The organism is Akkermansiaceae bacterium (genome assembly GCA_017798145.1).
GTDB lineage: Bacteria > Verrucomicrobiota > Verrucomicrobiia > Verrucomicrobiales > Akkermansiaceae > Luteolibacter.
On the sequence record CP059069.1, the window covers coordinates 1413588 to 1440047 of the forward strand.

General features: G+C 60.6%; 26 protein-coding genes, 1 pseudogene and 1 CRISPR repeat array (1 of these 28 cut by a window edge). Of the genes and pseudogenes, 17 read left to right on the plus strand and 10 right to left on the minus strand.

The features are described from left to right. Positions 1 to 5 precede the first annotated feature (5 nt). Positions 6 to 1907: a serine/threonine protein kinase gene (locus tag HZ994_06045; protein ID QTN31908.1), complete on the plus strand. Its 1902-nt coding sequence runs from the start codon at positions 6 to 8 to the stop codon at positions 1905 to 1907. Between the two features lie 118 nt (positions 1908 to 2025). On the opposite strand, the gene HZ994_06050 is transcribed toward HZ994_06045, so the two are convergent. Beyond that, a complete protein-coding gene (locus HZ994_06050; GenBank protein ID QTN31909.1) occupies positions 2026 to 4116 on the minus strand; it encodes an elongation factor G in 2091 nt (696 codons plus the stop codon). Between the two features lie 172 nt (positions 4117 to 4288). Here HZ994_06050 and pabB point away from each other — a divergent pair, with 172 nt between their 5' ends. Both pabB and HZ994_06060 read left to right on the plus strand, forming a co-directional pair. Beyond that, the gene (gene pabB, locus HZ994_06055; GenBank protein ID QTN31910.1) at positions 4289 to 5533 is read left to right on the plus strand and encodes an aminodeoxychorismate synthase component I; all 1245 of its coding nucleotides are present in this window, start codon (positions 4289 to 4291) and stop codon (positions 5531 to 5533) included. Between the two features lie 30 nt (positions 5534 to 5563). Further along, entirely contained in the window at positions 5564 to 6028 is a 465-nt protein-coding gene (locus tag HZ994_06060; GenBank protein QTN31911.1) for a biopolymer transporter ExbD, read from the plus strand. A gap of 9 nt (positions 6029 to 6037) precedes the next feature. On the opposite strand, the pseudogene HZ994_06065 reads toward HZ994_06060, so the two are convergent. Together HZ994_06065 and HZ994_06070 are read right to left on the minus strand one after the other, a co-directional pair. Further along, positions 6038 to 6475, minus strand: a pseudogene (locus HZ994_06065) (DUF5069 domain-containing protein). Between the two features lie 158 nt (positions 6476 to 6633). Further along, positions 6634 to 6960, minus strand: a complete 327-nt coding sequence (locus HZ994_06070; protein QTN31912.1) for a hypothetical protein — start codon at positions 6958 to 6960, stop codon at positions 6634 to 6636. A gap of 105 nt (positions 6961 to 7065) precedes the next feature. On the opposite strand from HZ994_06070, the gene HZ994_06075 reads away from it, so the two are divergent. The 6 genes from HZ994_06075 (at position 7066) to HZ994_06100 (ending at position 11184) form a co-directional block, all read left to right on the plus strand. Next, the gene (locus HZ994_06075) at positions 7066 to 7821 is read left to right on the plus strand and encodes a TSUP family transporter (protein ID QTN31913.1); all 756 of its coding nucleotides are present in this window, start codon (positions 7066 to 7068) and stop codon (positions 7819 to 7821) included. A 97-nt stretch (positions 7822 to 7918) separates the two neighbouring features. Next, a complete protein-coding gene (locus HZ994_06080; GenBank protein ID QTN31914.1) occupies positions 7919 to 8554 on the plus strand; it encodes a hypothetical protein in 636 nt (211 codons plus the stop codon). Between the two features lie 64 nt (positions 8555 to 8618). Then, on the plus strand, positions 8619 to 9407 hold the full coding sequence (locus HZ994_06085) for a tryptophan synthase subunit alpha (protein ID QTN31915.1): 789 nt from the start codon (positions 8619 to 8621) through the stop codon (positions 9405 to 9407). 53 nt (positions 9408 to 9460) lie between these two features. Continuing rightward, positions 9461 to 10279, plus strand: coding sequence for a diaminopimelate epimerase (locus tag HZ994_06090; protein QTN31916.1), 819 nt, complete (start codon positions 9461 to 9463; stop codon positions 10277 to 10279). An 83-nt stretch (positions 10280 to 10362) separates the two neighbouring features. After that, positions 10363 to 10896: a peptide-methionine (R)-S-oxide reductase MsrB gene (gene msrB, locus HZ994_06095; GenBank protein ID QTN31917.1), complete on the plus strand. Its 534-nt coding sequence runs from the start codon at positions 10363 to 10365 to the stop codon at positions 10894 to 10896. A 6-nt stretch (positions 10897 to 10902) separates the two neighbouring features. Further along, a complete protein-coding gene (locus HZ994_06100) occupies positions 10903 to 11184 on the plus strand; it encodes a hypothetical protein (protein QTN31918.1) in 282 nt (93 codons plus the stop codon). A gap of 351 nt (positions 11185 to 11535) precedes the next feature. On the opposite strand, the gene HZ994_06105 is transcribed toward HZ994_06100, so the two are convergent. Beyond that, positions 11536 to 11814, minus strand: coding sequence for an RNA-binding protein (locus tag HZ994_06105; GenBank protein ID QTN31919.1), 279 nt, complete (start codon positions 11812 to 11814; stop codon positions 11536 to 11538). Between the two features lie 96 nt (positions 11815 to 11910). Here HZ994_06105 and HZ994_06110 point away from each other — a divergent pair, with 96 nt between their 5' ends. From HZ994_06110 to argB, 5 genes are all read left to right on the plus strand, one after another. Continuing rightward, complete coding sequence (locus tag HZ994_06110; protein QTN31920.1) at positions 11911 to 13374, plus strand: carboxypeptidase M32; 1464 nt, start codon at positions 11911 to 11913, stop codon at positions 13372 to 13374. A 41-nt stretch (positions 13375 to 13415) separates the two neighbouring features. Then, a complete protein-coding gene (locus HZ994_06115) occupies positions 13416 to 13946 on the plus strand; it encodes a hypothetical protein (protein QTN31921.1) in 531 nt (176 codons plus the stop codon). A 27-nt stretch (positions 13947 to 13973) separates the two neighbouring features. After that, positions 13974 to 14546, plus strand: coding sequence for a dTMP kinase (locus HZ994_06120; protein QTN31922.1), 573 nt, complete (start codon positions 13974 to 13976; stop codon positions 14544 to 14546). 60 nt (positions 14547 to 14606) lie between these two features. Next, entirely contained in the window at positions 14607 to 16004 is a 1398-nt protein-coding gene (locus tag HZ994_06125) for a hypothetical protein (GenBank protein QTN31923.1), read from the plus strand. 66 nt (positions 16005 to 16070) lie between these two features. After that, a complete protein-coding gene (argB, locus tag HZ994_06130; protein ID QTN31924.1) occupies positions 16071 to 16940 on the plus strand; it encodes an acetylglutamate kinase in 870 nt (289 codons plus the stop codon). On the opposite strand, the gene HZ994_06135 is transcribed toward argB, so the two are convergent. The 6 genes from HZ994_06135 to mnmA form a co-directional block, all read right to left on the minus strand. Then, positions 16937 to 17518, minus strand: coding sequence for a hypothetical protein (locus HZ994_06135; protein QTN31925.1), 582 nt, complete (start codon positions 17516 to 17518; stop codon positions 16937 to 16939). The two genes, argB and HZ994_06135, sit on opposite strands and share 4 nt — an antisense overlap. Before the next feature lie 52 nt (positions 17519 to 17570). Next, a complete protein-coding gene (locus HZ994_06140) occupies positions 17571 to 17882 on the minus strand; it encodes a DUF2752 domain-containing protein (protein ID QTN34330.1) in 312 nt (103 codons plus the stop codon). Between the two features lie 73 nt (positions 17883 to 17955). Continuing rightward, the gene (locus tag HZ994_06145) at positions 17956 to 18456 is read right to left on the minus strand and encodes a CD225/dispanin family protein (GenBank protein QTN31926.1); all 501 of its coding nucleotides are present in this window, start codon (positions 18454 to 18456) and stop codon (positions 17956 to 17958) included. Between the two features lie 58 nt (positions 18457 to 18514). Further along, on the minus strand, positions 18515 to 19096 hold the full coding sequence (locus HZ994_06150; GenBank protein QTN31927.1) for a DUF4339 domain-containing protein: 582 nt from the start codon (positions 19094 to 19096) through the stop codon (positions 18515 to 18517). Positions 19097 to 19149: 53 nt separating this feature from the next. Further along, a complete protein-coding gene (locus HZ994_06155; protein ID QTN31928.1) occupies positions 19150 to 19527 on the minus strand; it encodes a hypothetical protein in 378 nt (125 codons plus the stop codon). Positions 19528 to 19622: 95 nt separating this feature from the next. Further along, a complete protein-coding gene (gene mnmA, locus HZ994_06160; protein QTN31929.1) occupies positions 19623 to 20702 on the minus strand; it encodes a tRNA 2-thiouridine(34) synthase MnmA in 1080 nt (359 codons plus the stop codon). A 571-nt stretch (positions 20703 to 21273) separates the two neighbouring features. Between mnmA and cas9 the strand changes: the two genes are divergently transcribed. Genes cas9 through cas2 form a run of 3 tightly spaced genes read left to right on the plus strand, consistent with a single transcriptional unit; the run spans position 21274 to position 25722 of the window. Next, positions 21274 to 24477, plus strand: a complete 3204-nt coding sequence (gene cas9 / locus HZ994_06165) for a type II CRISPR RNA-guided endonuclease Cas9 (protein ID QTN31930.1) — start codon at positions 21274 to 21276, stop codon at positions 24475 to 24477. Between the two features lie 10 nt (positions 24478 to 24487). Beyond that, positions 24488 to 25390, plus strand: coding sequence for a type II CRISPR-associated endonuclease Cas1 (gene cas1, locus HZ994_06170; protein QTN31931.1), 903 nt, complete (start codon positions 24488 to 24490; stop codon positions 25388 to 25390). A 2-nt stretch (positions 25391 to 25392) separates the two neighbouring features. After that, positions 25393 to 25722 carry a CRISPR-associated endonuclease Cas2 gene (gene cas2, locus HZ994_06175; protein QTN31932.1) on the plus strand — a complete coding sequence of 110 codons (330 nt, stop codon included), beginning with the start codon at positions 25393 to 25395 and terminating at the stop codon, positions 25720 to 25722. A gap of 46 nt (positions 25723 to 25768) precedes the next feature. Further along, positions 25769 to 26460: direct repeats of the CRISPR family, unit length 36 nt; unit sequence ATGGTAATTGATCACTGCCTGCGGTCAATCCGCAGC; it runs 1317 nt beyond the window's last position.

Genomic DNA, 26460 nt, shown 5'->3' on the forward strand with positions numbered 1-26460 from the left:
TCACCATGAGCGACGAAGCCTTCCGAGCACCCACGCCACAGGCTCTCGCAGGTCTGCTTCCCCAATACGGCATCGAATCCTTCATCGCCCAGGGCGGGATGGGAGCCGTTTACAAAGGCCGCCAGATCTCGCTCGACCGTGATGTGGCGATCAAGGTGCTGCCCAAGGAACTCGGGGGCGATGCGGAATTCCGCGAATCATTCATCACCGAGGCCAAGGCCATGGCCCGCCTCAATCATCCGAACCTGCTGGGCGTGTTCGATTACGGCGATGTCGATGGGATGCCATACATCGTCATGGAATACGTGGAGGGGGGATCTCTCCACCAGGCGGCCTGGAACCAGGCGATCGAGCCTGCGGCGGCGGTGGCCATCGTCAAAGGCATCTGCGACGGGCTCGCCCACGCCCACGAGAACGGCATTGTCCACCGCGACATCAAGCCTTCCAACATCCTGCTCACCACCAAGGCGGAGCCAAAGATCGCGGACTTCGGCCTGGCCCACTCCTCGGACTCGGGCGATTCCGGCCTGATGATGGGCACGCCGGGCTACACCGCCCCGGAGGTTTTCCACGATCCCGGCCAGGCGGGTGAGCTTGCGGACATCTACTCGGTGGGAGTCATCCTCCACCAGATCCTTTCCGGCATCGATCCGGCAGGCTCCATGGGGCCGCCCAGCCAGCCGACAGGCAGCCTGCGGCTTGACACGATCTGGCGCAAGGCGACCCACCTCACCCCGTCCCAGCGCTACCCATCCGTGGCCGCGATGGCTGCTGATTTGGAAAAATGGGCTGTCGCCTTCCAGAAACAGGCAGCCGCCACCCCTGCGGGCAACACCCCCTACCGTCCCGCTGCCAGGCCGCTGGCCAGTGCCCGAAGCGGCGGCGGCGGTGGCTTTGTCGGGAGATTCCTCATCATCGGGATACTCGCCCTAGGTGCGATTTTCGCCTACCAAATGCTCAAGGGAAAGTCCGGGGAAACCGACAAAGCCATGGCGGATGCAAACGCGGACGCCATCCCGGAAACGCCCGCCGCCGCCCCGGAGCCGGAACCCAGCCCCCAGCCGCCCGCAGAGGGAGAACCCGAACCGATGCCCGAGCCGGAAATCGTCGTGAACGACACGCCCGAAGAACCTGAACTCCCTCCCGTCGTGGGGAACGAACCGGAACCCGGGGAGGAAGCCGCTCCCGGAGACCCGGAACTGCGCACAAAAGCCATCGCATTGATTTCCGAGGCCAGAAAGAAGCGCGACAAGGAAATCCAGGACAACGGCGGCGCACTCGCTTCCAGCCTGGATGCCAGCGCCCGCAGCGCCAAGAAGGATGAGGCGGCTTCCATGGAGCGGCTCAAGGGCGATATCGTCGATGGCATCATCCCCGATTCTGAGGGAGTCATCGGCCTTCCATCAGGAGTCGCCATGACCATTGCGGACGCCCGATCCAGGGAAGCGGCGATCATGAGAAGCCACGAGTCCGATCTCACCCGCATCCGCGATGCCTACGTGGCGCGCCTCCAAGGGGCCGCCGCAGAGTCCACGGACGAGAGCCTCAAGCGGCGCTTGCTGGCACAGGCGGATGAGGCGGAAGACCAGGAAGCATGGATCGCACTGCTTTCGCCCGAGCCGGTGAAAACCCCGAAAAGGAGCACCGGAGCCTTCGGAACGGGCGGCATCGTCGGCAACTGGGATCAGCACTCCGAGGGCAAGACGGCACGCTGGATCGCCCATCCCGACGGCCGGATGGAAATCGTCGGGAAAACCTGGGACGTCACCTGGAAAATCCTCGATAACGGCACACTTGAGGTGGATTGGAAGAAGGTGAGGCCATACACCTTCGAACGCGATGGCGAGGGCTGGAAAGGCAAGACCACCTTCGGGCAGGAAGCCATCCTCACTCGCGGGGATTGGTGAGTTCACGGCGCTGCCGCTTGGCGGAGGCCATGCGCAATTTCCGGCGCGAAAAACCCGCCGTCCGTTTCCGGAGCGGCGGGCTTCGAAAGGCATCGCGGTTGGAAACCGCCGCCACGGATCACTTGCGCAGCTCTTCCTCGCGGGCCTTGGCCTTGGCGATCACCTCGTCGGAGATGTTTTTCGGGCAAGCGGCGTAGTGGCTGAACTCCATCGAGAACTGGCCGCGGCCGGAAGTCATGGTGCGGAGGTCGCCGATATAGCCGAACATCGCGGAAAGCGGAGCCTCGGCCTTGACGCGGACACCGCCCGGTGTCGGCTCCTGTCCCTGGATCATGCCGCGGCGGCGGTTCAGGTCGCCGATGACATCGCCGACCTTTTCCTCGGGGGCGAAGACATCGAGCTTCATCATCGGCTCGAGGATCTGCGGGCCGGCCTTGACCATGGTCTGGCGGTAGGCCGCCTTGGCGGCGATCTCGAAGGCGATGTTGCTGGAGTCAACGGCGTGGAAGCCACCCTCGTTGAGCGTCACCTTGAAATCAAGGCAGGGGTAACCGGCGAGCGGCCCCTTGTCGATGGAGGTCTTGAAGCCTTTTTCGACGGCGGGGATGAATTCCTTCGGGATGCTGCCGCCGACGACCTTCGATTCGAAGATGAACCCCGTGCCCGGCTCGCCCGGCTCGATGGTGTAGTCGATCTTGGCGAACTGGCCGGAACCGCCGGACTGCTTCTTGTGGGTGTAGCTGTCATTGACGGGCTTGGTGATGGTTTCGCGGTAAGCGACCTGCGGGGCACCGACGGTGACCTCGACCTTGTGCGTGCGCTTGAGGATGTCGATCTTGATGTCGAGGTGGAGTTCGCCCATGCCCTTGAGGATCATCTCGTTGGTTTCCTCGTCGGTCTCGACGCGGAACGAGGGGTCTTCCTGGATCATCTTGCCGATGGCGTTGGCGAGTTTCTCGGCGTTCGCCTTGTCCTTGGGGGCGACGGCGATGGAGATGACGGGATCGGGGAACACCATCGGCTCGAGGGTGGCCGGGTTTTTCTCGTCGCAGAGGGTGTGACCGGTCTGGACGTTCTTGAGGCCGACGATGGCGACGATGTCGCCCGCCTGCGCGGAGTCGATTTCCTTTCGGTCATCGGCGTGCATCTCGACCATGCGGCTGATGCGCTCGGTCTTGCCGGTGAAGGAGTTGAGGACGGTGTCGCCCTTCCTGATCGTGCCCGAGTAGATGCGGGTGAAGGTCAGTGCGCCGAACTTGTCGTCCATGATCTTGAACGCCAGGCCACGGAACGGGGCGGTCGGGTCGATGATGGCGAACTTGCCGGTCTCGTTGCCCTCCTCGTCCACTTCGGGGAGGGGTTTGACATCGATGGGGGCGGGAAGGTAATCCACGACGGCATCGAGCACGAGCTGGAGACCCTTGTTCTTGAACGAGGAACCGCAGTAGGTCGGGAAAAACGCGAGGTCGATGGTGCCCCTGCGGATGCACTTCTTGATCTGGTCTATGGTCGGTTCGGTGCCTTCGAGGTAGGCTTCCATGATCTCGTCGTCCTGCTCGACGGCGGTCTCGATGAGCTGGGCGCGGTATTCCTTGGCCTTGTCAACCATGTCGGCGGGGATTTCCTCGACCTTGAAGTTCTCCGGCTGTCCGGATTCGTCCCAGATGTGGGCTTTCATGGTGAGGAGATCGACGACGCCGACGAAATCGGATTCCGTCCCGATGGGCAGGACCATGACGAGCGGGGTTGCGCCGAGGATCTTTTTCACCTGGGCGACGACGCGGTAGAAATCGGCGCCGATGCGGTCGAGCTTGTTGACGTAGATGACACGGGAAACCTTGGAGTCGTTGGCGTAGCGCCAGTTGGTTTCCGATTGTGGCTCAACGCCGCCGGAGCCGCAGAACACGCCGATGCCGCCGTCGAGAACCTTGAGCGAGCGGTATACCTCGATGGTGAAGTCGACGTGGCCGGGGGTGTCGATGACGTTGAACTGGTGGCCCTGCCAGAAGCAGGTGGTGGCGGCGGACTGGATGGTGATGCCGCGCTCGGCCTCCTGCTCCATGAAGTCCATGGTGGATGCACCGTCGTGAACCTCGCCGATCTTGTGGATCTTGCCCGTAAGTTTGAGAATGCGCTCGGTGGTGGTCGTTTTGCCGGCGTCAACGTGGGCGAAAATGCCGATGTTGCGGTATTTGCTGAGATCCTTCATGGCTGATGTGTGTGATGTTTGGTGGCCGGGGGTATCCCGGCGGGGGCGGGTTTTTAGCCAAGGAAGCGGGTTTTGCAACCTTTGATTGCTGAAACGGCGGGAGACGCAAGTTTGGGGTTGAGACGCCGGCTTTGGAGGACATTGTTTCGGCGTGACAAAACTTGCTGTTGGAATGACCCGGGTGCCCGGGCTATGTGGACTTGCGGCGGACGAGGTTGCGGATCGCCTGCGCCACCTGGGAGGACTGGTTTTTTTCGATACCGCCGGGAACATCCCCGAAAAAGCGGGCAGGCCGGTGTCGGTGATCGCGGCGAATCCGGCTCGGATCCACAGAGGCTCCATTTTTTCGGAATCGGATCTCGGACTGCTGAGGGAGGCGCTGGCGGGGAACGCCCGCGCGGGTGGCGACCACGGTTTCCCGGACGGCGGGCTGTGCGGGTGGGTGGATTACGAGGGGGATTTCGTTTTCGGGGAATACCTGGAAATGCTCGTCCGGGATGAGGAAAGCGGGGAATGGTGGGAACGCGGCGGGCTTTCCGCGAAAATGCGAAATGCGGTGGAGGAGCCGGTGGCGGTGGGGGATTTCCGGGGTGAAACAGGCAGGGACGATTTCCTGGAGTCCGTCCGGCGTGTGAAGGAATGGATCGCGGCGGGGGACATTTACCAGGTCAATGTGGCACGGGAGTTCTCGGCGGAGGTTTGGGGGGACGGATCGCTCTACGGGCTGTACGAGGCGCTCCGGGAAGCAAGTCCCGCGCCGATGGCGGCGTGGATGGCGCTGGACGGGAAGGAAGTCCTGAGCACCTCACCGGAGCTTTTCCTGAAAGTTTCCGGGAAAGGGATAGAGACCCGCCCGATCAAGGGTACGCGGCCGCGTTTCCACGATGCGGATGAGGACAGGCGCTCCGCCGTGGAGCTCCAGACCTCGCCCAAGGAGGTGGCGGAGCTGGTCATGATCACCGACCTCCTGCGCAACGATCTCGGGCAGGTCTGCGAGTTCGGCAGCGTGGAGGTCACGCAGATGCTCCAGCTTGAGAGCCTGGCGCAGGTCCATCATCTCGTCTCGACCGTTCAAGGGAGGCTTGCGGAAGGCGAGGACGCGATCTCCGCGCTCGCCGCGTGCTTCCCCGGAGGCAGCATCACCGGCGCGCCAAAACAACGCGCCATGGAGATCATCGGGGAGCTGGAAGGCAAGCCGCGCGGCATCTATTGCGGGGCGATAGGCTGGCTGGGCTTCAACGGCGAGAGCCAGTTCAGCATCGCGATCCGCACCCTCGTCCGCGAGGAAGGAAAGCTCCGCTACCACGTCGGTGCGGGCATTGTTGCGGATTCCGTGCCGGAGGCGGAATACGAGGAAACCGAGCACAAGGCGGCGGGGATACGCCTCGGAATTTCGCGCTGGCTGGGACTGGCCTAAGGTTTTCCCGGTCCTCTGCGTTCCGGAAACATGGCACTCCACAAATCCGCCGAACGCCCTGTCCTCCCCGAAGCCGATCTCGATATCTCCTCGCTCATCGATATCTGCTTCCTGCTGCTGATCTATTTCCTCGTCTCCACGACCATCGTCCCCAGGGAGCGTGATCTCGCGATGAGCCTGCCTGGGGATCAGGGAAGCCCCGGGACGCCTTCCATCCCTCCCATGGTGATCAGGATAGACGGCCTGGGTGCCTTGTATGCCGGCCACGGCCTTTCCGAACGGCAGCTCGACACAAGCATGGAAAGCCGCGAGCTCCCGCTGCTTTCCAGCCAGCTGGCGCTCTACCACGACGCCGCACGAAGCGCCGGAAACGAGCCGATGGTCATGCTGCGCGTCGACCAAGCCGTGCGCCAGCAACGGGTGATCGATGTGCTCAACGCCCTGGCCGCCGCCGGGATCTCATCGGTCACCTTCGAGGATCTCGTGGCGATGTGAAACGCCGCCTCAGGCGATCTCCGCGGCGTGGAATTCCTGCCAGTCGTCGAGATTGTTCAGGTTGACCGCATCCGTCGGCTTGCCGTCGGGCAGCCCGGCGGCGGAAAGGATCGCCTGCCGCGTCTCGTCCGTGTGCTGGTAGCCGGTGATCGCCGCGTTCAGTTCGGAAACCGAAGCCTCGGTCAGCTTGGTCGCGTTTTCGGAAACGAATTTCTCGAACTCCACATACGCCGGCCTCTTCGCCGAAACGAACTCCACGAGCGCCTCGCGGTCTACGCCGAGCGCATCGAGGACCATCATGTCGTAGCCGGGGCCGCAGTTCGCATATCCGTCTGCGAGTTTCCCGGCCGCGCCGAGGCACATCTTCTGCCAGAGGCGCGGAAGGTGAAGGACTCAAGCGGGGCCGGCGGTGCCGGATGAAATGGTGGGAACGATTTTGTTGCTCATGGTGGCACGACACTAAACGCCGATTCCCGGTTTTCAACCCGCAATCAGGTGGTTAGTGGAGAGATGCCATTCTTACAGGCACTTGCAATTGCCGGGATTCCCAAGGTTGCGGCGACCTCCGCCGGCGGAAGCCCCTGGAGACCGGTGAACTTTCTTGCTCAGGATTTCCCAATCTGGTGCTCCAGCTGCGAGGTCATGGGTTTTGTCGCAGGCATCAAAAAATCTTCAAGCTTCATAACACCCCTTTGGAGCGGCCTGCTGCGGATCGGATCCCCAACCGTGCAGATTCGTTGCCGAATGATCTGATGATGGATTCCACCCCGTTCCAGCTGCATGGCAAACGATTGCTTCCGGCCAACACTCACCGGACAGGTAAAAACAGAACCGCCATCGGGAAAGGGGTTGATCCGGACGATGATCATGGGCTTGCCTTGCCGTGTGATCGATTTGACAGATCTGCCAACGAAGCTCTTGAGCAGGCTCACTTCGTTGGATAGGGTCTTCGGCGGAATCCGCACCCACCGAGTCATTCCCTCGGGTCGATTCGCTCGCCAGTCGCACGCATCTGATCCCGGCCCACAACGATTCCCATGTCGCCGCTGACATACCTGCTGCTTTTCCTGGCCGGCTTCTGCGGAGGATTCATCGACTCTATCGCAGGCGGTGGCGGCCTCATCACCGTCCCCGCACTGCTGGCCGCCGGATTGCCCCCTCAGATCGCGCTGGGCACCAACAAGCTCCAATCCTCCTTCGGCACGTCCATGGCCGCCCTGCGCTATGCCCGCGCCGGGCTCATGGATACGCCGGGGCTGAAACACGCGGCCTGCCTGGCCTTCTTCGCCAGCATGGGCGGTGCGCTCGCCGTCACCATGCTCGACAAGGAGCTGCTCAGGCTAGCCGTCCCATGGATGCTGGCCGCCGTGGCCGTTTACACCGCGCTCAACCGCCGTTTCGGAATCCACCCCGGACATGCCAAGCTGCCACCAATCCTCTTCGCCTTCGTCTTCGGGATCTCGCTGGGCTTTTACGACGGCTTCTTCGGCCCCGGCACCGGATCGTTCTGGATGGTGGCGCTGGTCGCGCTACTCGGCCTGGATCTGCGCGCCGCGACTGGTTACACAAAAGCCACCAACCTCGCCAGCAACCTCGGGGCGCTGGCGTTTTTCCTCGCGGCTGGCTCCATCCATCTCGGTGCCGGCGGGGTCATGATCGCCGGCCAACTGCTCGGCGCACGGCTGGGCTCCGGCCTTGTCCTTAAAAATGGGGCCGCTTTCATCCGCCCCATCTTCCTCGCCGTGGTTTTCGCCATGACCATCAAGCTGCTGTGGGATGCGATGGCGGGGTGACCCGCATGGCAACCGTCTCCCCGGATGTGCCCAAAAGACTGCATTGCCATGCCACAGGATGGCTCATACCATCCGGCCAACCTCAGGATAGAACATGATGAAACGAAGATCATTCATAGCTCTCGCAACATCGGCTCCCATCGGGTTGGCCCTCTCCGCGGAGAATCAGGAAGCCGTTGTTTTTGCAACCAAGCTCAATGAGGCAAAGGAAGCGTGGCATGGTAAAACGGAGGACGTTGAATCAGGTGTTTTTGTCTCAACCGATGGCAATCTCCGCCTCGAGGTCTCGCTGATCGGAAAGAACGAACACATCGAGGAAAAGTCCGTGGAAACCGAGGACGGGGTTGAAACGATCTACGTTTACAATGGCGAAAGACTGCCCCGGTGGGTTCATCCGCAGGATGGGGTGATCAAGCAGTTCCGTTTTTTCTGGGACAATGGGGAAATCCCCATCGAGAAACGTTTCTGGAACGATTTCGGCGGATGCAGGATCGGACAAACCACGGTATCCAAGGAAAGCATCCCTGATGACCTCATGATCGAGTTTGAGGATTTTTTGGGAAATCTCGACGGCCCCAAGGTGATCCTGTCCGCAGATGGCGGCACCGCCCTCATCCACTGGCGAATCATCGACATGGATGCCTGCTGCGGACATCGCGCCGATGTGCGGTGGATCATCTCCAGAAGCGGCGCGGTCATGAGACACCGGCACACGACACCCAGCGCTTGCTAGATGGTGAATCGCGACCGCTCATTTAGCGCTTCAAGTTTCTGAAACGGCGCTTACCTTCCGCGCCATGCGACTCGACGACACCTTCGCCACCCTGAAAGCCAATGGCCGGAAAGCCTTCATCGCCTACGTGGCGGCGGGTGACCCCAGCTTCGACCTCTCGCTGGAGGTGATGCATGCGCTCGCGGAAACCGGTGCGGATGTCATTGAGCTCGGCCTGCCGTTTTCCGATCCGCTTGCGGACGGGATCGTCAACCAGATGGCCGCCGACCGCGCCCTCAAAGCCGGGATGACGACAAAGCGCACGCTGGACCTGATCCGCGCCTTCCGGGAAACAGACACCCAGACCCCCATCGTCCTGTTCACCTATTTGAACCCGATTTTCACCTACGGCTTCGCAAAATTCCAGCAGGACGCGGCAGCGGCCGGGGCGGACGGGGTTCTGCTCCTTGACTTGCCGCCGGATGAGGCGGAACTGTCAGGGGAACTGGCGGAAAACAAGTCCCTCTCCCACATCCGGCTCATCGCACCGTCCACCCCACCGGAGCGTGTGAAAATGCTCGCCGCGCAGGCTGAGGGCTTCATCTACGCGCTTTCCCGCAGCGGGGTGACCGGCGGGCACTCGGCACCTGCGGAGACCATTCCGGCCCAGGTCGCGGCGATCAAGGCGCACACGGAAGTGCCTGTCTGCGTCGGCTTCGGCATCTCGAACCCGGAACAGGCAGCCATGGTCGCGAAATCGGCGGATGGGATCATCGTTGGATCCGCCATCGTCAAACAGGTGGAGCTCAACCAGCAAAAACCCGCCGAGGCGGTGCGGGCATTCACAAAGCCGCTCATCGATGCCATCCGCTGAGCGGCTCACATAGGGTTTGGAATTTCGGATTCCGCGCCTAGTATCCCTTCCGCATGCTTCTCCACTTCTACAAAATGAACGGCGCCGGGAATGACTTCATCGTCATCGACAACCGCGACCTCACCATCTCCCTCGACGAGGACACCATCGCCGCCCTCTGCGACCGCCACCGCGGCATCGGTGCCGACGGCCTGCTCGCCGTGGAACCCGCAGAAAAAGGGGCCGACTACAAATTCCGCTACTACAACGCCGATGGCGGCGAAGCGGAGATGTGCGGCAACGGCGCGCGCTGTTTCGGGTTTTTCACCGCTCACCTCTCGGAACAGGAGGAACTCCCCTCCTCCGTCTCGTTCGAGACCATCGCCGGCACGCTCACCGCGGAGATCGTTGGCGATGATGTCCGCATCGCCATGTCGGAACCCAAGGATCTCGCAATCAAGACCGGTGCGAGCATCGAGAATTTCCACGATGACATTCATTTCATAAACACCGGTGTGCCCCACGCCGTCGCCTTCGTGGATGACTTGGAAAACACCGATGTCTTCAACCACGGCCGCGCGATCCGCGAGCATCGGCATTTCGCCCCCGCAGGGACCAATGCGAACTTCGCGAAGGTTCTGGCCCCTGACCACATCGCCATCCGCACCTATGAGCGCGGAGTCGAGGACGAGACCCTTGCCTGCGGCACCGGCATGGTCGCCTGCGCCCTCATCCACCACCTCCTCACCGGCGCGGAAAGCCCGGTCAAGGTCGATGTCGAGGGCGGCGACACCCTATCCATCGGATTCAGGAAAACCGGCGACACCACCTTTTGCGACGTCACCCTCACCGGCCCGGCGGACTTCGTCTTCGAGGGCGAGATCGAGATCTGAGCCGGGGCAAATCTCGCCCCATCCGATCCCTTCCCGGAAAAAAATGGACTAAGTGGGCCGTCGCAGCGCTCCCATATGCAATCATGAACCCAATCCCACATCTAGGAAGAATCTCCCTGTGCCTCCTCGCCGCCACGCTGGCGGGATGCAGCGAGCCTGCGGAAGAGCGAACCAAGGAACAGGCCGGACAGCAGCGGAACCTGAAAAAGGAACTCACCGCCCTGCAATATAAGGTCACCATGGAGAACGGCACCGAGCCGCCCTTCAACAACGAATACTGGAACAACCACAAGTCCGGCATCTACGTCTGCATCGTCAGCGGCGAGCCGCTTTTCAGCTCGAAGGACAAGTTCGAGTCGGGCACCGGCTGGCCCAGCTTCACGAAACCCATCTCTGAGGGCGTGGTGAAGGTCGGCACCGACACCTCGCATGGCATGACCCGCGACGAGGTTCGCTCCGTCAAGGCGAACACCCACCTCGGCCACGTCTTCGACGATGGCCCGGAGCCGACCGGGAAACGCTATTGCATGAACTCCGCAGCGATGAAGTTCATCCCGGCCGAAAAACTCGAGGAGGCCGGTCACGGGAAATTCCTCAAGGATTTCGAGAAAGAATGAGCGGCCATGCCATCGCGCGGACGCCACCAATCCACCTCGAAAGAGTGCAAGGAAACGATACGCAGGATTGAGGCGATTGATGGCGTCATCGCCCTCATCATAGGCCGTTCCTATGGCGGGAAATCGCTCGGCAAGGGCACCAGCACCGGCTCGGTGCGGGTCCAGCGGAAAATATCCGGGGGCATCAAGGCCGTGACGCAGACGGAGAAGGGCTTGCAGGAGATCTTCATCCGCACGCATGACGGCGCGGAGGACAGGGTGATGGAAACGGTGCGCAGTTGGGAATAGCCGTTCGGACGCCTGCTTCAGGGAAGTTGGGGCGACACTCTGCACCGGGGATATCACCCCATTGCGCAATACAAGGGACCGAAGAATGCCGAAATGTGTCATGATGCAATCCTCGGGCTGAACCAACCCACCCGCCCCCCTGCTCGCCCGCAAGGGCGAATCCCCCGCCGCCCCCCATGAAAGCCGGCGGCGAAACGATCCGAAACGGCAGCGGCTATCTTTCTGCGCCGACCTGATCGGAAAAGCGCCCGACCAGGCCAACCAGAGCTACGCTCGCAGCAGATTCGAGCCTGATGGCCATTCCGGATCTCCGTCCGATGCCATGGCCGGCATGCGGCGCGTGGCGGGCTGCTAGCGCGCGCCGGGCTTGCCTTGGTGCTTGGCGACTGTCGAGTTCGCGGCGCGCTTTACCCGCAAGGCAGAGGATCCGAGCTTCATGCCATTGAGTGCCTCGATGGCTTTCATCGCCTCGTCGAGGTTCGGCATTTCCGCAAAACCGAAGCCCTTGGACTGGCCGGTCTTCGCGTCCTTGACAACCTCGCAGGACTTCACTTTCCCGAACTTGCGGAAGTGGCAGACAATCTCGGGCTGGGTCAGCGAGCGGTCGATGTTGCGGATGAGGATTTGCATGGTCTCGCGGGCATGTTGGCCACGCATCCGCCGGATGACGAGTTTTTCCTGAAATCAAAAACTGGCCATCCGCACACCCATGGTCAAACTCCGCGCATGGACATCTACGACCGCAGCCGCGAAATCGCCCTTGTCGGCAGCACCACCTCGATACTCTCGTGGGACCAGGAAGCCTACCTGCCCTCCGGCTCCGCCGATTACCGCGCGGAGCAGCTCTCCTACCTCGCCGCCCTCGCCCACAGGCTCGCCACCTCGGAGGGTTTCCTAACATCCCTCGCCGATGCCGAAGCATCCGATGATGCCAGCGACCCCACCCGCACCGCCAACCTGCGCGAACTGCGCCGGGAGAGCGACCGCTCGGTGAAGCTGCCGACGGAGCTCGTCGCCCGCCAGTCCACCGCCGAGTCCGCGGCGCACCACGCATGGATCGCCGCACGCAAGGCATCGGATTTCTCGCTCTTCGCCCCCCATCTTCAGAAACTCGTCGATCTCGCCTTGGAAAAGGCCGATCTCTGGGGCTTTGCGGAGGAACCTTACGACGCGCTTTTGGAAGGCTTCGAGCGCGGCACCTCCACCGCCGCCATCGCCGCGCTCTTCGATGATCTGTTGAAACAGCTCGCGCCCCTTTCCGCCAAGGCCGTCGCGAAGGCGAAAGCCGCCTGCCCCACCCTGCCGGACGGCCCGTATCCTGTGAGCGCGCAGATGGATTTCAATGCGCTCATCGCGGCGGAGATCGGCTTTGATTTCCAGACCGGACGCATCGACACCACCACGCATCCGTTCTGCACCACGCTCGGCCCCAAGGACATACGCCTGACCACACGCTACGATGAAACCGATTTCACCTCCTCGCTTTTCGGCATAATGCACGAGGCCGGGCACGGCATGTATGAGCAGGGTGTCCCGGCAAGCGACTTCGGCCTGCCCTCCGGATCCGCCGTCTCGCTTGGCATCCACGAGTCGCAATCGCGGCTGTGGGAAAACCAGGTCGGGCGCTCGCCGGAGTTCTGGGGGAAATTCTATCCGGTCGCGCAGGAGTTCTTCCCACCACTCAAGGGGTTTCCGCTCGCGGATTTCCTAGGATACATCCACCGCGCCGAGCTCTCGCCGATCCGAGTCGAGGCGGACGAGGCGACCTATGACCTGCATATCATCCTGCGTTTCCGCATCGAACGCATGCTGCTAAACCGTGAGATCGGCGTCACCCAGGTGCCGGAGACATGGAACGCGTTGTTCGAGGAATCCTTCGGCTTCGCCCCGCCGGATGATGCCCATGGCTGCCTCCAGGACATCCATTGGTCCATGGGCGGGATCGGCTACTTCCCCACCTACACGCTGGGCAACATCAACGCCGCCCAGCTCTTCGCCGCCGCCACCGCGATCCCGGAGATCGCACGAGCCACCGCCGCCGCAAACTACTCCCCACTCCTCGCATGGCTCCGCGAAAACATCCACCGACACGGCGGCACCATCGACCCTCCGGCCCTGATGGAGAAGGCCACCGGGAAGCCCCCGTCCACCGACGACTACCTCGCCCACCTAACAGCCCGGTATCTCTGACCTCTTCCACTGATCACCCGGCACTTTTACACTCCACAACCATGACCATGCTCATCGAGCGAGACATAATCCGGCTCCAGCTTCTGACGCCACCGGTTTTGAAGCGTATCAGAATCGCAATTCTTACATTCATCGCTTTGCAAGGAGCCGCCACTGCCTCCAGCATATCCGACGGAAAGGGATTTTTCCCTGTGGTTGTTCAGGTAATCGACGCGGATGCAGGGACACCGGTAGCGGGTGCCGAGGTAAAGGTTGTAAGTTCAACCCCTTTCCGAGAGACGGAACTCGACGCTGACCCGCGGACCAAGGCTCTCAAAGAATCACTGGGACTTCCCGTGGAAACGAATGGACTGGGTGCTGCTGTGGCTTTCTATTATGGCAGGTGGTCTGAAACTGTCGTCAATGAGGTTGTCACATATTCCAGATCCATGGATGCGGTGGTCACAGTCAATTACGGCGGCAAGGAAATCTTCAGGTCCAATTTGAAGGACTGGGCTAAAAAGAATCACCATGAAACCAGTTCGAGTTCCGCACCTGTTATAAGCGTATCCGTTTCTTCCACTGATCACTGATCACTCGGCACTTCCCACTTTCTTACCATGTTCATCGTCCTCGAAGGCATCGACGGCACCGGAAAATCCACCCAGGCGCGGAAACTCGCCGAGCATTTCATCGAGCGGGGTCGCACCGTCGCCCTATCCCGCGAACCCACCGACGGCCCGTGGGGCACGCTCCTGCGCAACTCCGCCGAGACCGGACGGCTGTCTCCGGAGGAGGAACTGGGGACATTCCTCAAGGATCGCCGCCAGCATGTCGAGGAACTCATCGCCCCCGCGCTTGCGGCGGGCAATGTGGTGATCCTGGATCGCTACTATTTCTCCACCATGGCCTACCAGGGCGCACGGGGTTTTGATCCGCAGCAGATCCGCGAGGACAACGAGGCTTTCGCACCCGTCCCCGATCTCCTTCTCATCCTCGACCTCGATGTTGACACCGCGCTGAAACGAATCGGCTCGCGCGGCGACACGGCAAACGAGTTCGAGCAACGTGCGAACCTTCAGCGCTGCCGGGAGATTTTCCTCTCGGTGAAGGACGAGCCCTTCGCCCGGGTCATCGATGCATCCGCTGCGCCCGACGATGTCACCGCAGCCATCCTCGCCGCCCTTCCCTGAGCCTGCGGCGGGGCAATCTTGCTTGTTGGAAATCCCGCCCCGTCGTTTCATCCTCCCGACATGACACGCCGCCTCAAAACATTCTTCATCTGCGAGGCGGTCGCTGTTCTGGCATGGCTCCTCGTCCCCGGCACCGCCATCGACCGCGCATTCTTCCGGTTGACGGCGAATTCCTTTTCCAAATCGGCCCACTTCGTTTCCGGGACGGGGGAGGAAGACAAACCCTTCACGCTCCATACGCTGCGGGACAGCCCGCCGGACGTTTCCGGGAGCCTTCCCGCGGATATCGTCATCGGGGACGATCCTGAGAAAGTGTTCCAGACTTCGCCGCCCTCGCCGGTTGATTTCGCGGTGATCCTGAGGAATCTCCGGCGCATGGGCAGGGAAAGGGTTGCCATCGGCATGCCGCTGTCGTGGCCTGAACCGGATGTGATCTCGCTTACGGCGCTCGACCAACAGCTCGATGCCTTTCCCGGCATCGTCACATCCGCCCCGCTTTCGCGTAACCCTGTGGCCAGCCCCATCCCACCGGCCTTCCGCCGCGCATCCGTCCCGCTTTTCTCGGTCAAGGGCGACAGCTCCCTGCTGCCTGCGGTCAACCACATACCCATCCCCGATGTGGTGCTTGGAAACGAAAGCTCGCTGGCCGGTTTCACCCAGCTTGAGTCCTTGGAAACGACCGATCTCCCCCAGCTCCTGGCGCGCTGGGACGACCGCGTGGTTCTGTCCTTCCACCTGCTGGTTGCGCTACAACATTTCAAGGTGCCGCCACATGCCATCCAGATCCGCCTGGGGGAGTGGATCTCGCTCGGTGCCGACGGCCCGTTCATCCCGCTCGATGGATTCGGGCGGCTTGCCATAAGACCTCCGCGCCATTCCCTGCCCGGGATCCCTGCGGAGAACCTCGTCGACGCTCCCGACGATTTCCTCACCGCGAGCCCCGCAGTGATCCGCAACGGACTGTCCGCCGCGGAGCCCGCCGCCATCCGTTATTCGGAAAGCCTGGTGCCCACGGTGGCGATGCTCACCCATCCGGAGGGCACATCGGCGAACCGCAGCTTCCCGCGCCCGCCATGGTATGCGGAGCTGCTGCTCATCGCCTCCGCCCTCTGCCTCATCTACGGCTTCCGCAATTACACCCGGCTTTCCGGGAAACTACCCCTGGCCGTCCTTGCGGGTTCCCTGCTCATCCTCCATTTCATCCTCGTCCCCGCAGCCTCCACCTGGATCCCGACCCTGCCCATGCTGGCCTGCACCCTCACCGCCATCGCCTTCACCTTCACCTCAAGCCCCGCAACACCAAGGCCAGCCCCTCCCGCCGAGAAGACCATTCCTGAAAAAAAGGCAGCAAAGAAATCGCCAAAAAAGACCGCGAAGAAAGCGGCGAAGAAGGCCGCGCAAAAAACAGCCAGGAAAGCCCCTGCGAAAAAGACTCCGCGCAACCGCAAGGGAGCGTGAGATCATACCCGTAAAAATCGATACTTTCACTGATCACCGATTACTGATCACTTTTCACCCTCTCCCATGAACCCCGCCGAAAAAGCCGACGCCCTCATCGAAGCCCTGCCCTACCTCCAGGCCTTCCGTTCCAAGACCATCCTCATCAAGATGGGCGGTTCCGCCATGGAGGATCCGGATCTCGTCGCGAACGTGATGCGTGACATCGTCTTTCTCGAAGTGGCGGGTATCAACCCCATCGTCGTCCACGGCGGCGGCAAGGCGATCTCCGCCGCCATGGAGAAATCCGGAATCGAGGCGAAGTTCATCAACGGTCTCCGCTACACCTCCGACGAGGCCATCGACATCGTCTCCCGCGTGCTTTCCAACGAGATCAACCCCGGCCTCGTCCGCATGATCCGCGACTTCGGCGGCAAGGCCATCGGCATCCCCGGCACCGACATCTTCCTCGGCGAGAAAATGAAAGCCACCGGCTCCGACGGCGGACAGGTCGATCTCGGGCGCGTCGGCGAGGTCATCGGCTGCCAGCTCGCGAACATGGACACCGCCCACAAGGCGGGCATCGTTCCGGTCATTTCCCCCCTCGCCTCCGAGCTCGCCACCGGCAAGCCGCTCAACATCAACGCCGACCTCGCCGCCGCCGCCCTCGCCAAGGAACTCCGCGTCTCCAAGCTCGTCTATCTCTCCGACGTCCCCGGCCTGCTTTCCGACGCGAAAGATACCTCCACCCTCATCAAATCCATCAACCGCGCCCAAGCCGACGCGCTCATCGCCGACGGCACGATCTCCGGCGGCATGATCCCCAAAGTCCGCTCCGCCGTGGACGCCCTCAACGCCGGGGTCCGCAAGGTCCACTTCGTCGATGGCCGCCTGCCGCACGCGCTGCTTCTGGAAATTTTCACCGATGGCGGCATCGGCACGGAGGTCATCCGTTAGATCCGACCCTCGCGGAACATCCTTTTCCTATCATTCACCTGCAGGATGATGATCGCGATGAAGCAAAAGATGAAGAGCATGAAGGAAAGGATCAGCCCTTCCAGCATAGTGGTCAGATAGACTTCCATGAAGCCGGGAACGGCACCGCTTCCGCCATCCAAGCGATCGAAGAGCGTAGCCTTGTAGCCGAGGAAATCATAACCCCAGGCAACTGCCGCTGCGGCGATCCGTCCGCACCACAAATCCGGAGTCAGCATCAGCATGGGGCCGAACGGGATCAACGTCACCGTGATCACCGATATGACCAGCCTGACGAGGAGGCCGGCGTTCATCGCCCTTGCAAACAGGCTGTCATTTCTCGAAAGCGGCCCCGGAAGCGATGTCAGCACCGAATACGCCAGCACAAAGGTGAACACCGCGCAAAACATCGCCACATGGGAAACGGGAAAGGCCCAAAGCCCCAGCCACACCACCGCTATCAGATAACTGGGCAAGGCATTGATCAGGCAGTGCCAGAACCATTTCTTCAGACACGAGGGGAAAAGTTCCCTGAACTCCTTGCAGGATTCCGGTTTCATCTGAACGGAATATGTGTATCTCCGCGCCAAGGAGCAACCTTTCCCCAGCCACCTACCAAACATTCCGCCCCACCCACCATACGATCACCACCACCGCGATCACCGTCGCCCCCCAGCGCCCGGGGTTGATCCGGAAGGGCAGCGGCTTCCCCCTGACCCAGCCAAGCACCTCGATTCCGAGGCCCAGCAGCGCCAGCGGCAGCAGCACCATGCCGACTGGATTGAATGAGAACGCCTTGGCCACATCGCCGTGCAGCAGCGCATAGGTTCCCCGCGTCATCCCGCAGCCCGGGCAATCAAGCCCGGTCAGCTTCCGGAACGCGCAGCCAGGCATCCATCCGGCGCCACCCGTCTCCCTCAGCATGTAGGCGGCGAATGCCAGGCCGAGCACCGCAAGCGAAGCCCACAATGCGCGGTCCCTGTGCACGTCGCGGGCTTTAGTTCAGGGATCCGCTCGCGGCACCAATGATGATCAGCAAGACATATGCCACGAGCACAAAAAGCCCGCAACCGACGGCGACGCTCATCCAGGTCTTGGCGGACTTCGATGCTGCGTTGGCACCGGCGATATCGCCGCGTGCGACAAGGCCGTCCACCTTTGCGGCATACACGATCGCCACAACGCCGAAAGGCATGCAACATAGCACGGTCGCCACGATCGACTGCCAGAGATAGTTCGGGATCTGCGGGGCGTATCCGGCGGGATACGCGGCAGGCTGCTGCATCGGCACGGAACCCATCTGGCCGAGTGCCGGCACCTGGGGAGAAATTCCGCCGGGATGCAGCTCGGGAACCTGGCCGTAGGCTTTCCAATCCGCCATCCCCTCCTTCCAGACGAGATCCGTGGCGAGAACCTCGCCGCTGCTTGCCTTCGCTTTGAGTTCCTCGTCCGTGAGCGGGCCGAGCTGCGTTCCGTTTTTCGAATAATACCAGGACATGAGACCATTAGAATCCACGTCCGCATGGCGGAGTCAAGTTTCACATCGGGCAAAGAATTCAGAAACTGCCGACGGCGAAGAAAACGAACATCCCGATGAGACCCAGGAGGATCAGTCCCGAAAGCGCAAAAGAAACGATCATCCAGACCTTTGCGGATTTCGAGGCGGACTCGGCCTCGATGAGCCTGCCCTGAACCCGCAACCCCTCGACCTTGTTGGCGTAAACCAAGGCCACGATCGCGAACGGCATCCCGATGGGCAGGCAGATCAGCAACATCAGCACGCCACTGAGCACCAGCGCGACGATGGACTGCCACATGTAGTTGGGGATCTGGGGCGCGATGTAATTCCCTTGGTAAGCGGGTGGCTGAGGCAGCGGGATGTGACCCGGCTGCGGGTTCGCAGGCTGCCGTTCCGGCGCCATCACAGGAGCTAGGCCACCCGGTGCATCCGCTGTGGGTGTCGCAAGGGGGGATTCCTGAAGCTCGGCAACCCCTGAAATCGGCAGCCAGCCCGCCATGCCCTCGCGCCACACAAGCGTAGTTGGCCCAATCTCGCCCCTGCGTATCTTCTGGCGCAGCTCGTCCTCCGGCACTGGCCCTTGCTGCAATCCCATCTTCGTGTAGTTCCAGAGCGTCATACGGGAAACCATCCTTCGGACACGCCCGGGGTGTCAATCCCACCGGACAGCCCTCACCACCTTTCGTCCCCGGAATCGACCACAGGCAGGGCGGATTCAAACTCCTCAAAAGTCAGGAAAAGCCGATCCGGAGGGTCATGGGGCGAGAGACCGAGCGGCATCACACCGGACAAAGGGGCTACAGGTTTCCTTCTCACGGGATTTTGAACCGGGCAGCTGATCATGCCTCCGCATGTCGTCTTTTCCTCTCCGGCAAACATCACGAACTGCGGCCGGTAATCCGGCACCTTCCGCAGCTTCACCCCATCCATCACGACCGCGCCCAGAACCACGAACACCAGTCCGGCCACCATCCCCAAGAGAGCCGCAGTCACCCGCTCCCAATGCACTCGGCGCTTCGCTGAAATGGATGTTTCAAAATGCAGGCTCATGGTGTTTCCACCTTCAACAACGCACTCCCACCGGAAACCCTTAGGTCACACAAGCCCAGTCTTCCCACTGATCACCGATCACTGATCACCCGGCACTAGCAAACTCCCTCCACCACCCCGCCCCCCAGCATCCTCCCGCCGTCGTAGAACGCCATGATCTGCCCCGCCACGATGGCCCGCTGCGCCTTTCCGAAAAACAGTTTCACCCTCCCGCCGTCTACCGCCTCCACCCTCGCGAGCTCCGCCTTCGCCCGGTAGCGCGGCTGTGCCTCCACCCGCTTTAGCGAGGCGATGTCCTCGTTGATCGAGCTGATACTGCCAACCATGCATTCCTTCGAGTAGAGCCCCTCCGTGTCCTCCCTGTCCCAGCCGATCACCAGCTGGTTCTCCGCCGCCTTTTTCCCCACCACCACATACGCCATCCCATCCCTCGGCGAGGCGACCCCATGCCCTTTCCTCTGCCCTATCGTATAGAAGTGCAGCCCCCTGTGCTCGCCCATCACCTTGCCATCCAGATCCACGATCTCGCCCGGCTTGTCCGGCAGATAATGCGCCAGGAAATCCCCCATCTTCACCTGACCAAGGAAACATATCCCCTGCGAATCCTTCTTCTCCGCCACCGGGAGGCCGAAACGCCGCGCCACCTCCCGCACCTCCGGCTTCAGCATTTCCCCTGTCGGAAAAAGCGCGTGCGCCACCTGGTGCTGCGTCATCAGCGAGAGAAAATAGCTCTGATCCTTGTTAGGATCCGCCCCGCGAAGCACTGCCGCCTGTCCATTGGAAAGCACCCGCCGCCGCGCATAGTGCCCAGTGCCGACCGCCTCGAATCCCTGGCTGATCGCGTAATCAAGGAACACCCCGAACTTCATCTCCCGGTTGCACCACACATCGGGATTCGGCGTCAGCCCCTCCTCATATCCGTTCACCAGATACTCCACGATCTTCTCCTTATACTGGTCTATCAGATCGATCACCCGGAACTCGATCCCCAGCCTTTTCGCAACCGCATGCGCATCCGCTATGTCCTGCTCCCAAGGACAATCGCCCGGAATCCCCTCCTCGTTCATCCAGTTTTTCATGTAACCGCCCACCACCTCATGCCCCTGCTCCACGAGCAGCGCCGCCGCCACCGCGCTATCCACACCCCCGGACAAACCAACCATCACCTTCGACATTCCCGCAGCTTAAATTCCAAATCCCAAACCTCAAACTTCAAATCAAGCCCCAAGGAGGGGCGCGCCCTATCGCCGCCCGGCAAGCCAAGCCATTTCCCAAGGAGGGGCGTGCCCTATGGCCGCCGACACAACCCAAGTCTTCCCAAGGAGCGGCGGATGTCATCCGCCAGACAACCCAAGCACCCAACCAAAGTCTTCCTGAACACTGAAAACTGCCAACTGGCAAACTCCTCTCCTCCATTCTTATCCGGCGGCCATAGGGCGCGCCGCTCCTTGTTCACCCTTCTTTCGCCAACGCCTCCTCCACCACGCGCTACTCCGCCGTTCTGAATAATTCCCTCAGCCCTTTGTTCCCCATTCCGCTTTGTTCCCCATTCCGGAGACACTCCAGGAGAACCCGCCCTCATTCAATCCGGTATTCTCTCTTCCCCTGATTAGCCCTCGCTGGCAAAAAAAGGGCGGGGTGTCCCGTAGGACAGAGCCCGCTAAATCTGATTATTGCTACGAAAAGACAACAAGCAGTGATCAATTACCGTAGACATGATGTCAAAAACCGAGAGTATGTCAACCTATGAATTACACATTGGGATTGGACATGGGAGTGGCATCGCTGGGTTGGTCGGTCGTTTCCGAAGAGGATGAGTTTATCGATACCGGGGTCAGGGTGTTCCCCGCCGCTGTTGACGCCTTCAATTCTTCCAAAGAGAAACACCCAAACCAAGACCGCCGTGGAGCCAGGGGCATGCGGAGGAGGATCAGACGCAAGGCGGAGAGGAAGAAAGCAATTTCCGAAGCGCTAGTTTCCCTAGGTTGGAAACCGGCGGAAGACGAAGCTCGCGAGGAATGGTTCGCTTTGGACGTATATGAACTCAGGCACCGCGCCATCCTTGAAAAGATTTCCCTCCAGGAACTAGGGCGCATCATCTATCACCTGAACCAACGTCGGGGCTTTCTTTCCCTGCGCAAGACGGAGGCTAATACGGATGACAAGGAGACAAAGGGGATGCTTGGCGAGATCTCAGACCTCCAAAAAACCATCTCGACATCCGGTGCAAAGACCTTGGGAAACCACCTCTACGAAACCTACAAAAAGGAAGGCATTTCCACTCGACTCCGGAACAGGCATTTCAGTCGAAGGATGCTGCACGATGAATTCGGTCTCATTTGGGAAACGCAGGCACAATGGCACCCTGAGCTCACCCCCATCATAAGGCATGGAACCGAGGGGATTCCCAAAAACGGAATCAAAGTCGTAAAACCTACCCCCGCCGCACCTGGACAGAACCTTCTCGAACAATTCGGAATTGAAGGCATGACCTTCTTCCAGCGGAAGGTTTATTGGAAAGAGGGGTCCATCGGCAAATGCGAGCTGGAGGCAGGCGACACCCGCGCTCCAGTCGCAGACCGCCGCTTCCAAGAGTTCCGGATGCTCCAGGAGGTCAACAACCTAAAGATAACTGATCTTTCTGAACCCGGTAACCCGTTAGAAAGGCGGCTCCATGAAGATGAACGCCTTGCTGCTGTCGCTTACCTGACAGGAAAGGACAAACCGAAGCTAGATGCACTCAAAGTCAATCTCTGTAAGAACCGCAAATTGGAATCCTTCCCCCGGGAGCCAGCCCTCGTCACTTTCAACCTCGAAAACAGCGGGCGCACCACCATTGCAGGCACAACGACCGACGCCAAGCTCAAGGGTGCGAAAATCCTCGGCAAGACCTGGGACAACTTCACGGAATCACAGCTGAACGGTATCGTCGAAGCCCTCACCCTCCCCGCCGCCACGGATGAGGATATCCGGGAAGCCTTAGAAAAACTCGGCTTCCTCAAGGAACCCCAGATCGACAAACTCCTGTCCCTCTCACTTCCCACGGGTTACGGCCATCTATCCATCAAAGCTCTCGAAAGGCTCCTGCCTCACATGCGCAGCGGCATGCTCTACATGCACAAATCACCCGAGAGATCAGCAATGGCAGCAGCAGGCTACCAGCGCCGCGACGAACACGATAAGGAAAGCCTCGATCTCCTGCCCCGCCTTGAGGAAGTGCTGGATTCGGAGTCTCCCTTCTACGATCCCCAGCAGGTCGTCATCAACAATCCCGTCGTGCTTCGATCCCTTACCGAGATGCGCAAGGTCGTCAACGGCCTCATCCGGAAATACGGCAAGCCATCCCGCATCCATCTGGAGATGGCGCGCTCCCTGAAGATGGGGCCAAAGCAGCGAAAGGAACATGAAAAGGAAACGCGGGGATATGAGAGGGAACGGGAAAAGGCCGCCGCATTCCTCGAAAGCCACGACGTCATCCCCACCGGGGATGCACTCCAGCTTGTCCGCCTATGGGAGGAACAGGAAAAGCAGTGCCCCTACTGCGACAAGGCCATCTCACAATCCCAACTTCTCGGTGGAGCTGGCGAGATCGACATCGACCACATCTTCCCCTTCAGCCGCTCCGCTGACAACAGCATGGCAAACAAGGTTGTCTGCCATCGTGGATGTAACAGGGACAAACTAAACAAGACACCCCGGGAGTGGCTAGAGTTCACCGATCCGGACGGCTACGAAGCCATGATCCAGCGCACCCGCAGCCTCCAGTCGAACAAGCGCAAACGCTTCTACGCGGAGGAAATCCCCGAGGGTTTTGCAAACAGGGATCTCAACGACACGGCATGGATGGCGAAAGCCGCCCGCCAATACCTCGCCCGCCTGATGGAAAAATCCCACCTCGTGCAGGGCACAAAGGGAACCCACACCGCCCTCCTCCGGGATCACTGGCAGCTACATTCCCTCCTCCGGAACGACGGTATCGATCTCAAGAACAGGGACGACCACCGCCACCACGCCCTTGATGCCGTTCTCATAGCCCTCTGCGACCAAAGGCGTATCCGTGCGTTGCTGGACAAGCACCATTTCTCTCTCGTTGCAAAGGAGGCGAAGGAAAAGGGGAAACGCATCTACCGCCTCACGAATAGCGGTGAAAACATCGCCCCCCCTTGGCCGAACTTCCGGACGTCTGTCGAGTCCTCGCTCAATTCCATTTGGGTATCCCACCGTCCGCGCCGCAAGCTATCCGGAGCGCTCCATAAGGAAACAAACTATGGCAAGACTGCGGATGGGCTTCTCGTCGTTCGCAAGCCGATCCAGAACCTCAGCGCGAAGGAAATCGCCGGCATCCGCGATTCAGGTATCGCCGCCATCATCCGCGAGTATATCAATAGCCACGGGGGTGATGCCGCCTGCCTCAAGGCCATTACCCCGGAGAATCCGCTCCTGATGCCTTCCGGCACGCCCATACGCAAAGTCCGCACTGCCATCCCCTACTCCCATCTCACCATCCGTGAAGGCACCGACCACGAAACCCACGTCCAGTCCGCCTCCACCCACCACCTTGCCATCTTCTCTCTCGGCGATGGGAAATTCCACTTCGAGCCCGTAACCCTCTACGAGGCATCCCGCCGCCACCGTGCCAAAGAACCTGTCATCCAAAGGACTTTCGCGGGAATGCCGCCGGAAGCCGAGTTCCTCATGCACCTCTGCTCTGGTGACAGCATGATGGCCACGGTCGACGGTGAGGATGTCCTGTTCGTGTTCAACACCATGGCGACTTCAACACTCCAGGTCTGGTTTGCCCATCATACCGACGCCGCACAGCAACACAAAGATCCGGAGACGGGACAGTCCTTGCTAAGATCGTGCATGCCCGGTTCTTTCGGCAAAAAGTTCCCGAATGCTCGAAAGGTTCAGATCCTACCCACCGGGGAAGTGCGTAACACCCAATAAGTAAAAGAGGATGATCAAGCATACCCTCGAGATCTCCCAACGAGCAGCACGCCTGTCCCTTAAGCAGCGACAGCTCGTCATCCATCTCGATGAAGGGGAGACACGCAGCTTCGCCTGCGAGGACATCGGCGTGCTCATCCTCCAGCATCCCGCCATCTCACTGAGTTCTGCCCTGCTCAATGCCTTGCTTGAATCGGGAGCCGTCGTGGTCATCTGCAACGAAAAGCACCTGCCCTCAGGCCTCATCCTCCCCACCCTCACCCACACCGAGCTGGTACCCAGGATGATGGCGCAGATGGGAGCTTCCCTCCCGGCACGCGAGCAGGCATGGAAGGCCATCGTCCAGGCGAAGATCCGCGCCCAGGCAAACGACCTCTCCCCATCCATCAAAGCCAGATTGCAAACACTCGCCGCAAACGTGAAATCCGGGGACGCGGAGAACCACGAAGCCCGCGCCGCACGCCTCTATTGGCAGGCACGCTTCCCGGACCGATATCTTCAGGACGACAAGCGCGATCCCATGAGCGAATCCTTCTTCAACTCCCTACTAAACTATGGTTACGCCATCATCCGTGCCGCCACCGCCCGCGCATTGGTATCAGCGGGGCTCCAGCCCGCCCTCGGCGTCTTCCACCACAGGCGGGACAACCCTTTCTGCCTTGCTGACGACGTGATGGAGCCTCTTCGCCCCTTGGTTGACCGGACAGTCCAGGCTCTTCTCGAAAACGAACCGGATCTCCAGACCGCAGCCATAGAAAGCCGCCACCGCAAGGAACTGCTTTCCCTTCTTGCCGCACCGGTGACCTTCGGCGAAACAAGCGGCCCGCTCATGGCCGTCCTCCCGCGCTACATCAATAGCTTCTACCGGTTGCTTGTCCGTGAAAGCGAACTGCTCGTCGTGCCAACCTACTGAACATGAACATCTCAGGCTACCGCTGTATGTGGATCATCGTTCTTTTCGACCTCCCAACCGACACCAAAAAGGCTCGGAGGCAATACACCGACTTCCGCAAAAGCCTGCTGGAGGATGGTTTTGCCATGATGCAGTATTCCGTCTACTTCCGCCACTGCGCCAGCAAGGAGAACGCGGAAGTCCACCAGCAGCGTGTCCGTATGAGCGTCCCGCCGGATGGTGAAGTCCGTGTCATCCAGTTCACAGACAAGCAGTTCGCAAGGATGGAAGTGTATTTTGGAAAACGCCGCACCCGAACCGAAGGAGCGCCTGCCCAACTGGAAATGTTTTGAAGGAAACTTCGGAACCGACTGCAAATCAGTCGGTTCCGAATCTCCTATGGTAATTGATCACTGCCTGCGGTCAATCCGCAGCTCCCGCCATAATCTCTCCGCTCGGCCTCATATGGTAATTGATCACTGCCTGCGGTCAATCCGCAGCTCGCTGGACTGCCGCGCCGTCGAATTTAAATGGTAATTGATCACTGCCTGCGGTCAATCCGCAGCTAACCTACAAAGGCTAGTATCAGAACTACCATGGTAATTGATCACTGCCTGCGGTCAATCCGCAGCGACTTTCGCCGCTTGGACGGTTTTGTATTTATGGTAATTGATCACTGCCTGCGGTCAATCCGCAGCTTTATGCTTCATGTCTTCGACCGCTACTGGATGGTAATTGATCACTGCCTGCGGTCAATCCGCAGCCGATTTCACAAATCATTTCCGGCTGGCGCATGGTAATTGATCACTGCCTGCGGTCAATCCGCAGCTGGAGCTGGCAAGCGGCGCGGGGTGGCGTGATGGTAATTGATCACTGCCTGCGGTCAATCCGCAGCTAGGGCGGCGAGGCCGTCCACAACCCCAAGATGGTAATTGATCACTGCCTGCGGTCAATCCGCAGCTAGCGTCAACACCGGACTGGAATCCGACTGATGGTAATTGATCACTGCCTGCGGTCAATCCGCAGCATCGCGTCCCTTGACCAAAATGCACCTGCGATGGTAATTGATCACTGCCTGCGGTCAATCCGCA

Coding starts and splice junctions, on each gene's coding strand:
- HZ994_06045 (QTN31908.1), top strand. CDS start 6: ATGAGCGACGAAGCCTTCCGAGCACCCACGCCACAGGCTCTCGCAGGT.
- HZ994_06050 (QTN31909.1), bottom strand. CDS start 4,116: ATGAAGGATCTCAGCAAATACCGCAACATCGGCATTTTCGCCCACGTT.
- pabB (QTN31910.1), top strand. CDS start 4,289: ATGACCCGGGTGCCCGGGCTATGTGGACTTGCGGCGGACGAGGTTGCG.
- HZ994_06060 (QTN31911.1), top strand. CDS start 5,564: ATGGCACTCCACAAATCCGCCGAACGCCCTGTCCTCCCCGAAGCCGAT.
- HZ994_06075 (QTN31913.1), top strand. CDS start 7,066: ATGTCGCCGCTGACATACCTGCTGCTTTTCCTGGCCGGCTTCTGCGGA.
- HZ994_06080 (QTN31914.1), top strand. CDS start 7,919: ATGAAACGAAGATCATTCATAGCTCTCGCAACATCGGCTCCCATCGGG.
- HZ994_06085 (QTN31915.1), top strand. CDS start 8,619: ATGCGACTCGACGACACCTTCGCCACCCTGAAAGCCAATGGCCGGAAA.
- HZ994_06090 (QTN31916.1), top strand. CDS start 9,461: ATGCTTCTCCACTTCTACAAAATGAACGGCGCCGGGAATGACTTCATC.
- msrB (QTN31917.1), top strand. CDS start 10,363: ATGAACCCAATCCCACATCTAGGAAGAATCTCCCTGTGCCTCCTCGCC.
- HZ994_06100 (QTN31918.1), top strand. CDS start 10,903: ATGCCATCGCGCGGACGCCACCAATCCACCTCGAAAGAGTGCAAGGAA.
- HZ994_06105 (QTN31919.1), bottom strand. CDS start 11,814: ATGCAAATCCTCATCCGCAACATCGACCGCTCGCTGACCCAGCCCGAG.
- HZ994_06110 (QTN31920.1), top strand. CDS start 11,911: ATGGACATCTACGACCGCAGCCGCGAAATCGCCCTTGTCGGCAGCACC.
- HZ994_06115 (QTN31921.1), top strand. CDS start 13,416: ATGACCATGCTCATCGAGCGAGACATAATCCGGCTCCAGCTTCTGACG.
- HZ994_06120 (QTN31922.1), top strand. CDS start 13,974: ATGTTCATCGTCCTCGAAGGCATCGACGGCACCGGAAAATCCACCCAG.
- HZ994_06125 (QTN31923.1), top strand. CDS start 14,607: ATGACACGCCGCCTCAAAACATTCTTCATCTGCGAGGCGGTCGCTGTT.
- argB (QTN31924.1), top strand. CDS start 16,071: ATGAACCCCGCCGAAAAAGCCGACGCCCTCATCGAAGCCCTGCCCTAC.
- HZ994_06135 (QTN31925.1), bottom strand. CDS start 17,518: ATGAAACCGGAATCCTGCAAGGAGTTCAGGGAACTTTTCCCCTCGTGT.
- HZ994_06140 (QTN34330.1), bottom strand. CDS start 17,882: ATGCTGAGGGAGACGGGTGGCGCCGGATGGATGCCTGGCTGCGCGTTC.
- HZ994_06145 (QTN31926.1), bottom strand. CDS start 18,456: ATGTCCTGGTATTATTCGAAAAACGGAACGCAGCTCGGCCCGCTCACG.
- HZ994_06150 (QTN31927.1), bottom strand. CDS start 19,096: ATGACGCTCTGGAACTACACGAAGATGGGATTGCAGCAAGGGCCAGTG.
- HZ994_06155 (QTN31928.1), bottom strand. CDS start 19,527: ATGAGCCTGCATTTTGAAACATCCATTTCAGCGAAGCGCCGAGTGCAT.
- mnmA (QTN31929.1), bottom strand. CDS start 20,702: ATGTCGAAGGTGATGGTTGGTTTGTCCGGGGGTGTGGATAGCGCGGTG.
- cas9 (QTN31930.1), top strand. CDS start 21,274: ATGAATTACACATTGGGATTGGACATGGGAGTGGCATCGCTGGGTTGG.
- cas1 (QTN31931.1), top strand. CDS start 24,488: ATGATCAAGCATACCCTCGAGATCTCCCAACGAGCAGCACGCCTGTCC.
- cas2 (QTN31932.1), top strand. CDS start 25,393: ATGAACATCTCAGGCTACCGCTGTATGTGGATCATCGTTCTTTTCGAC.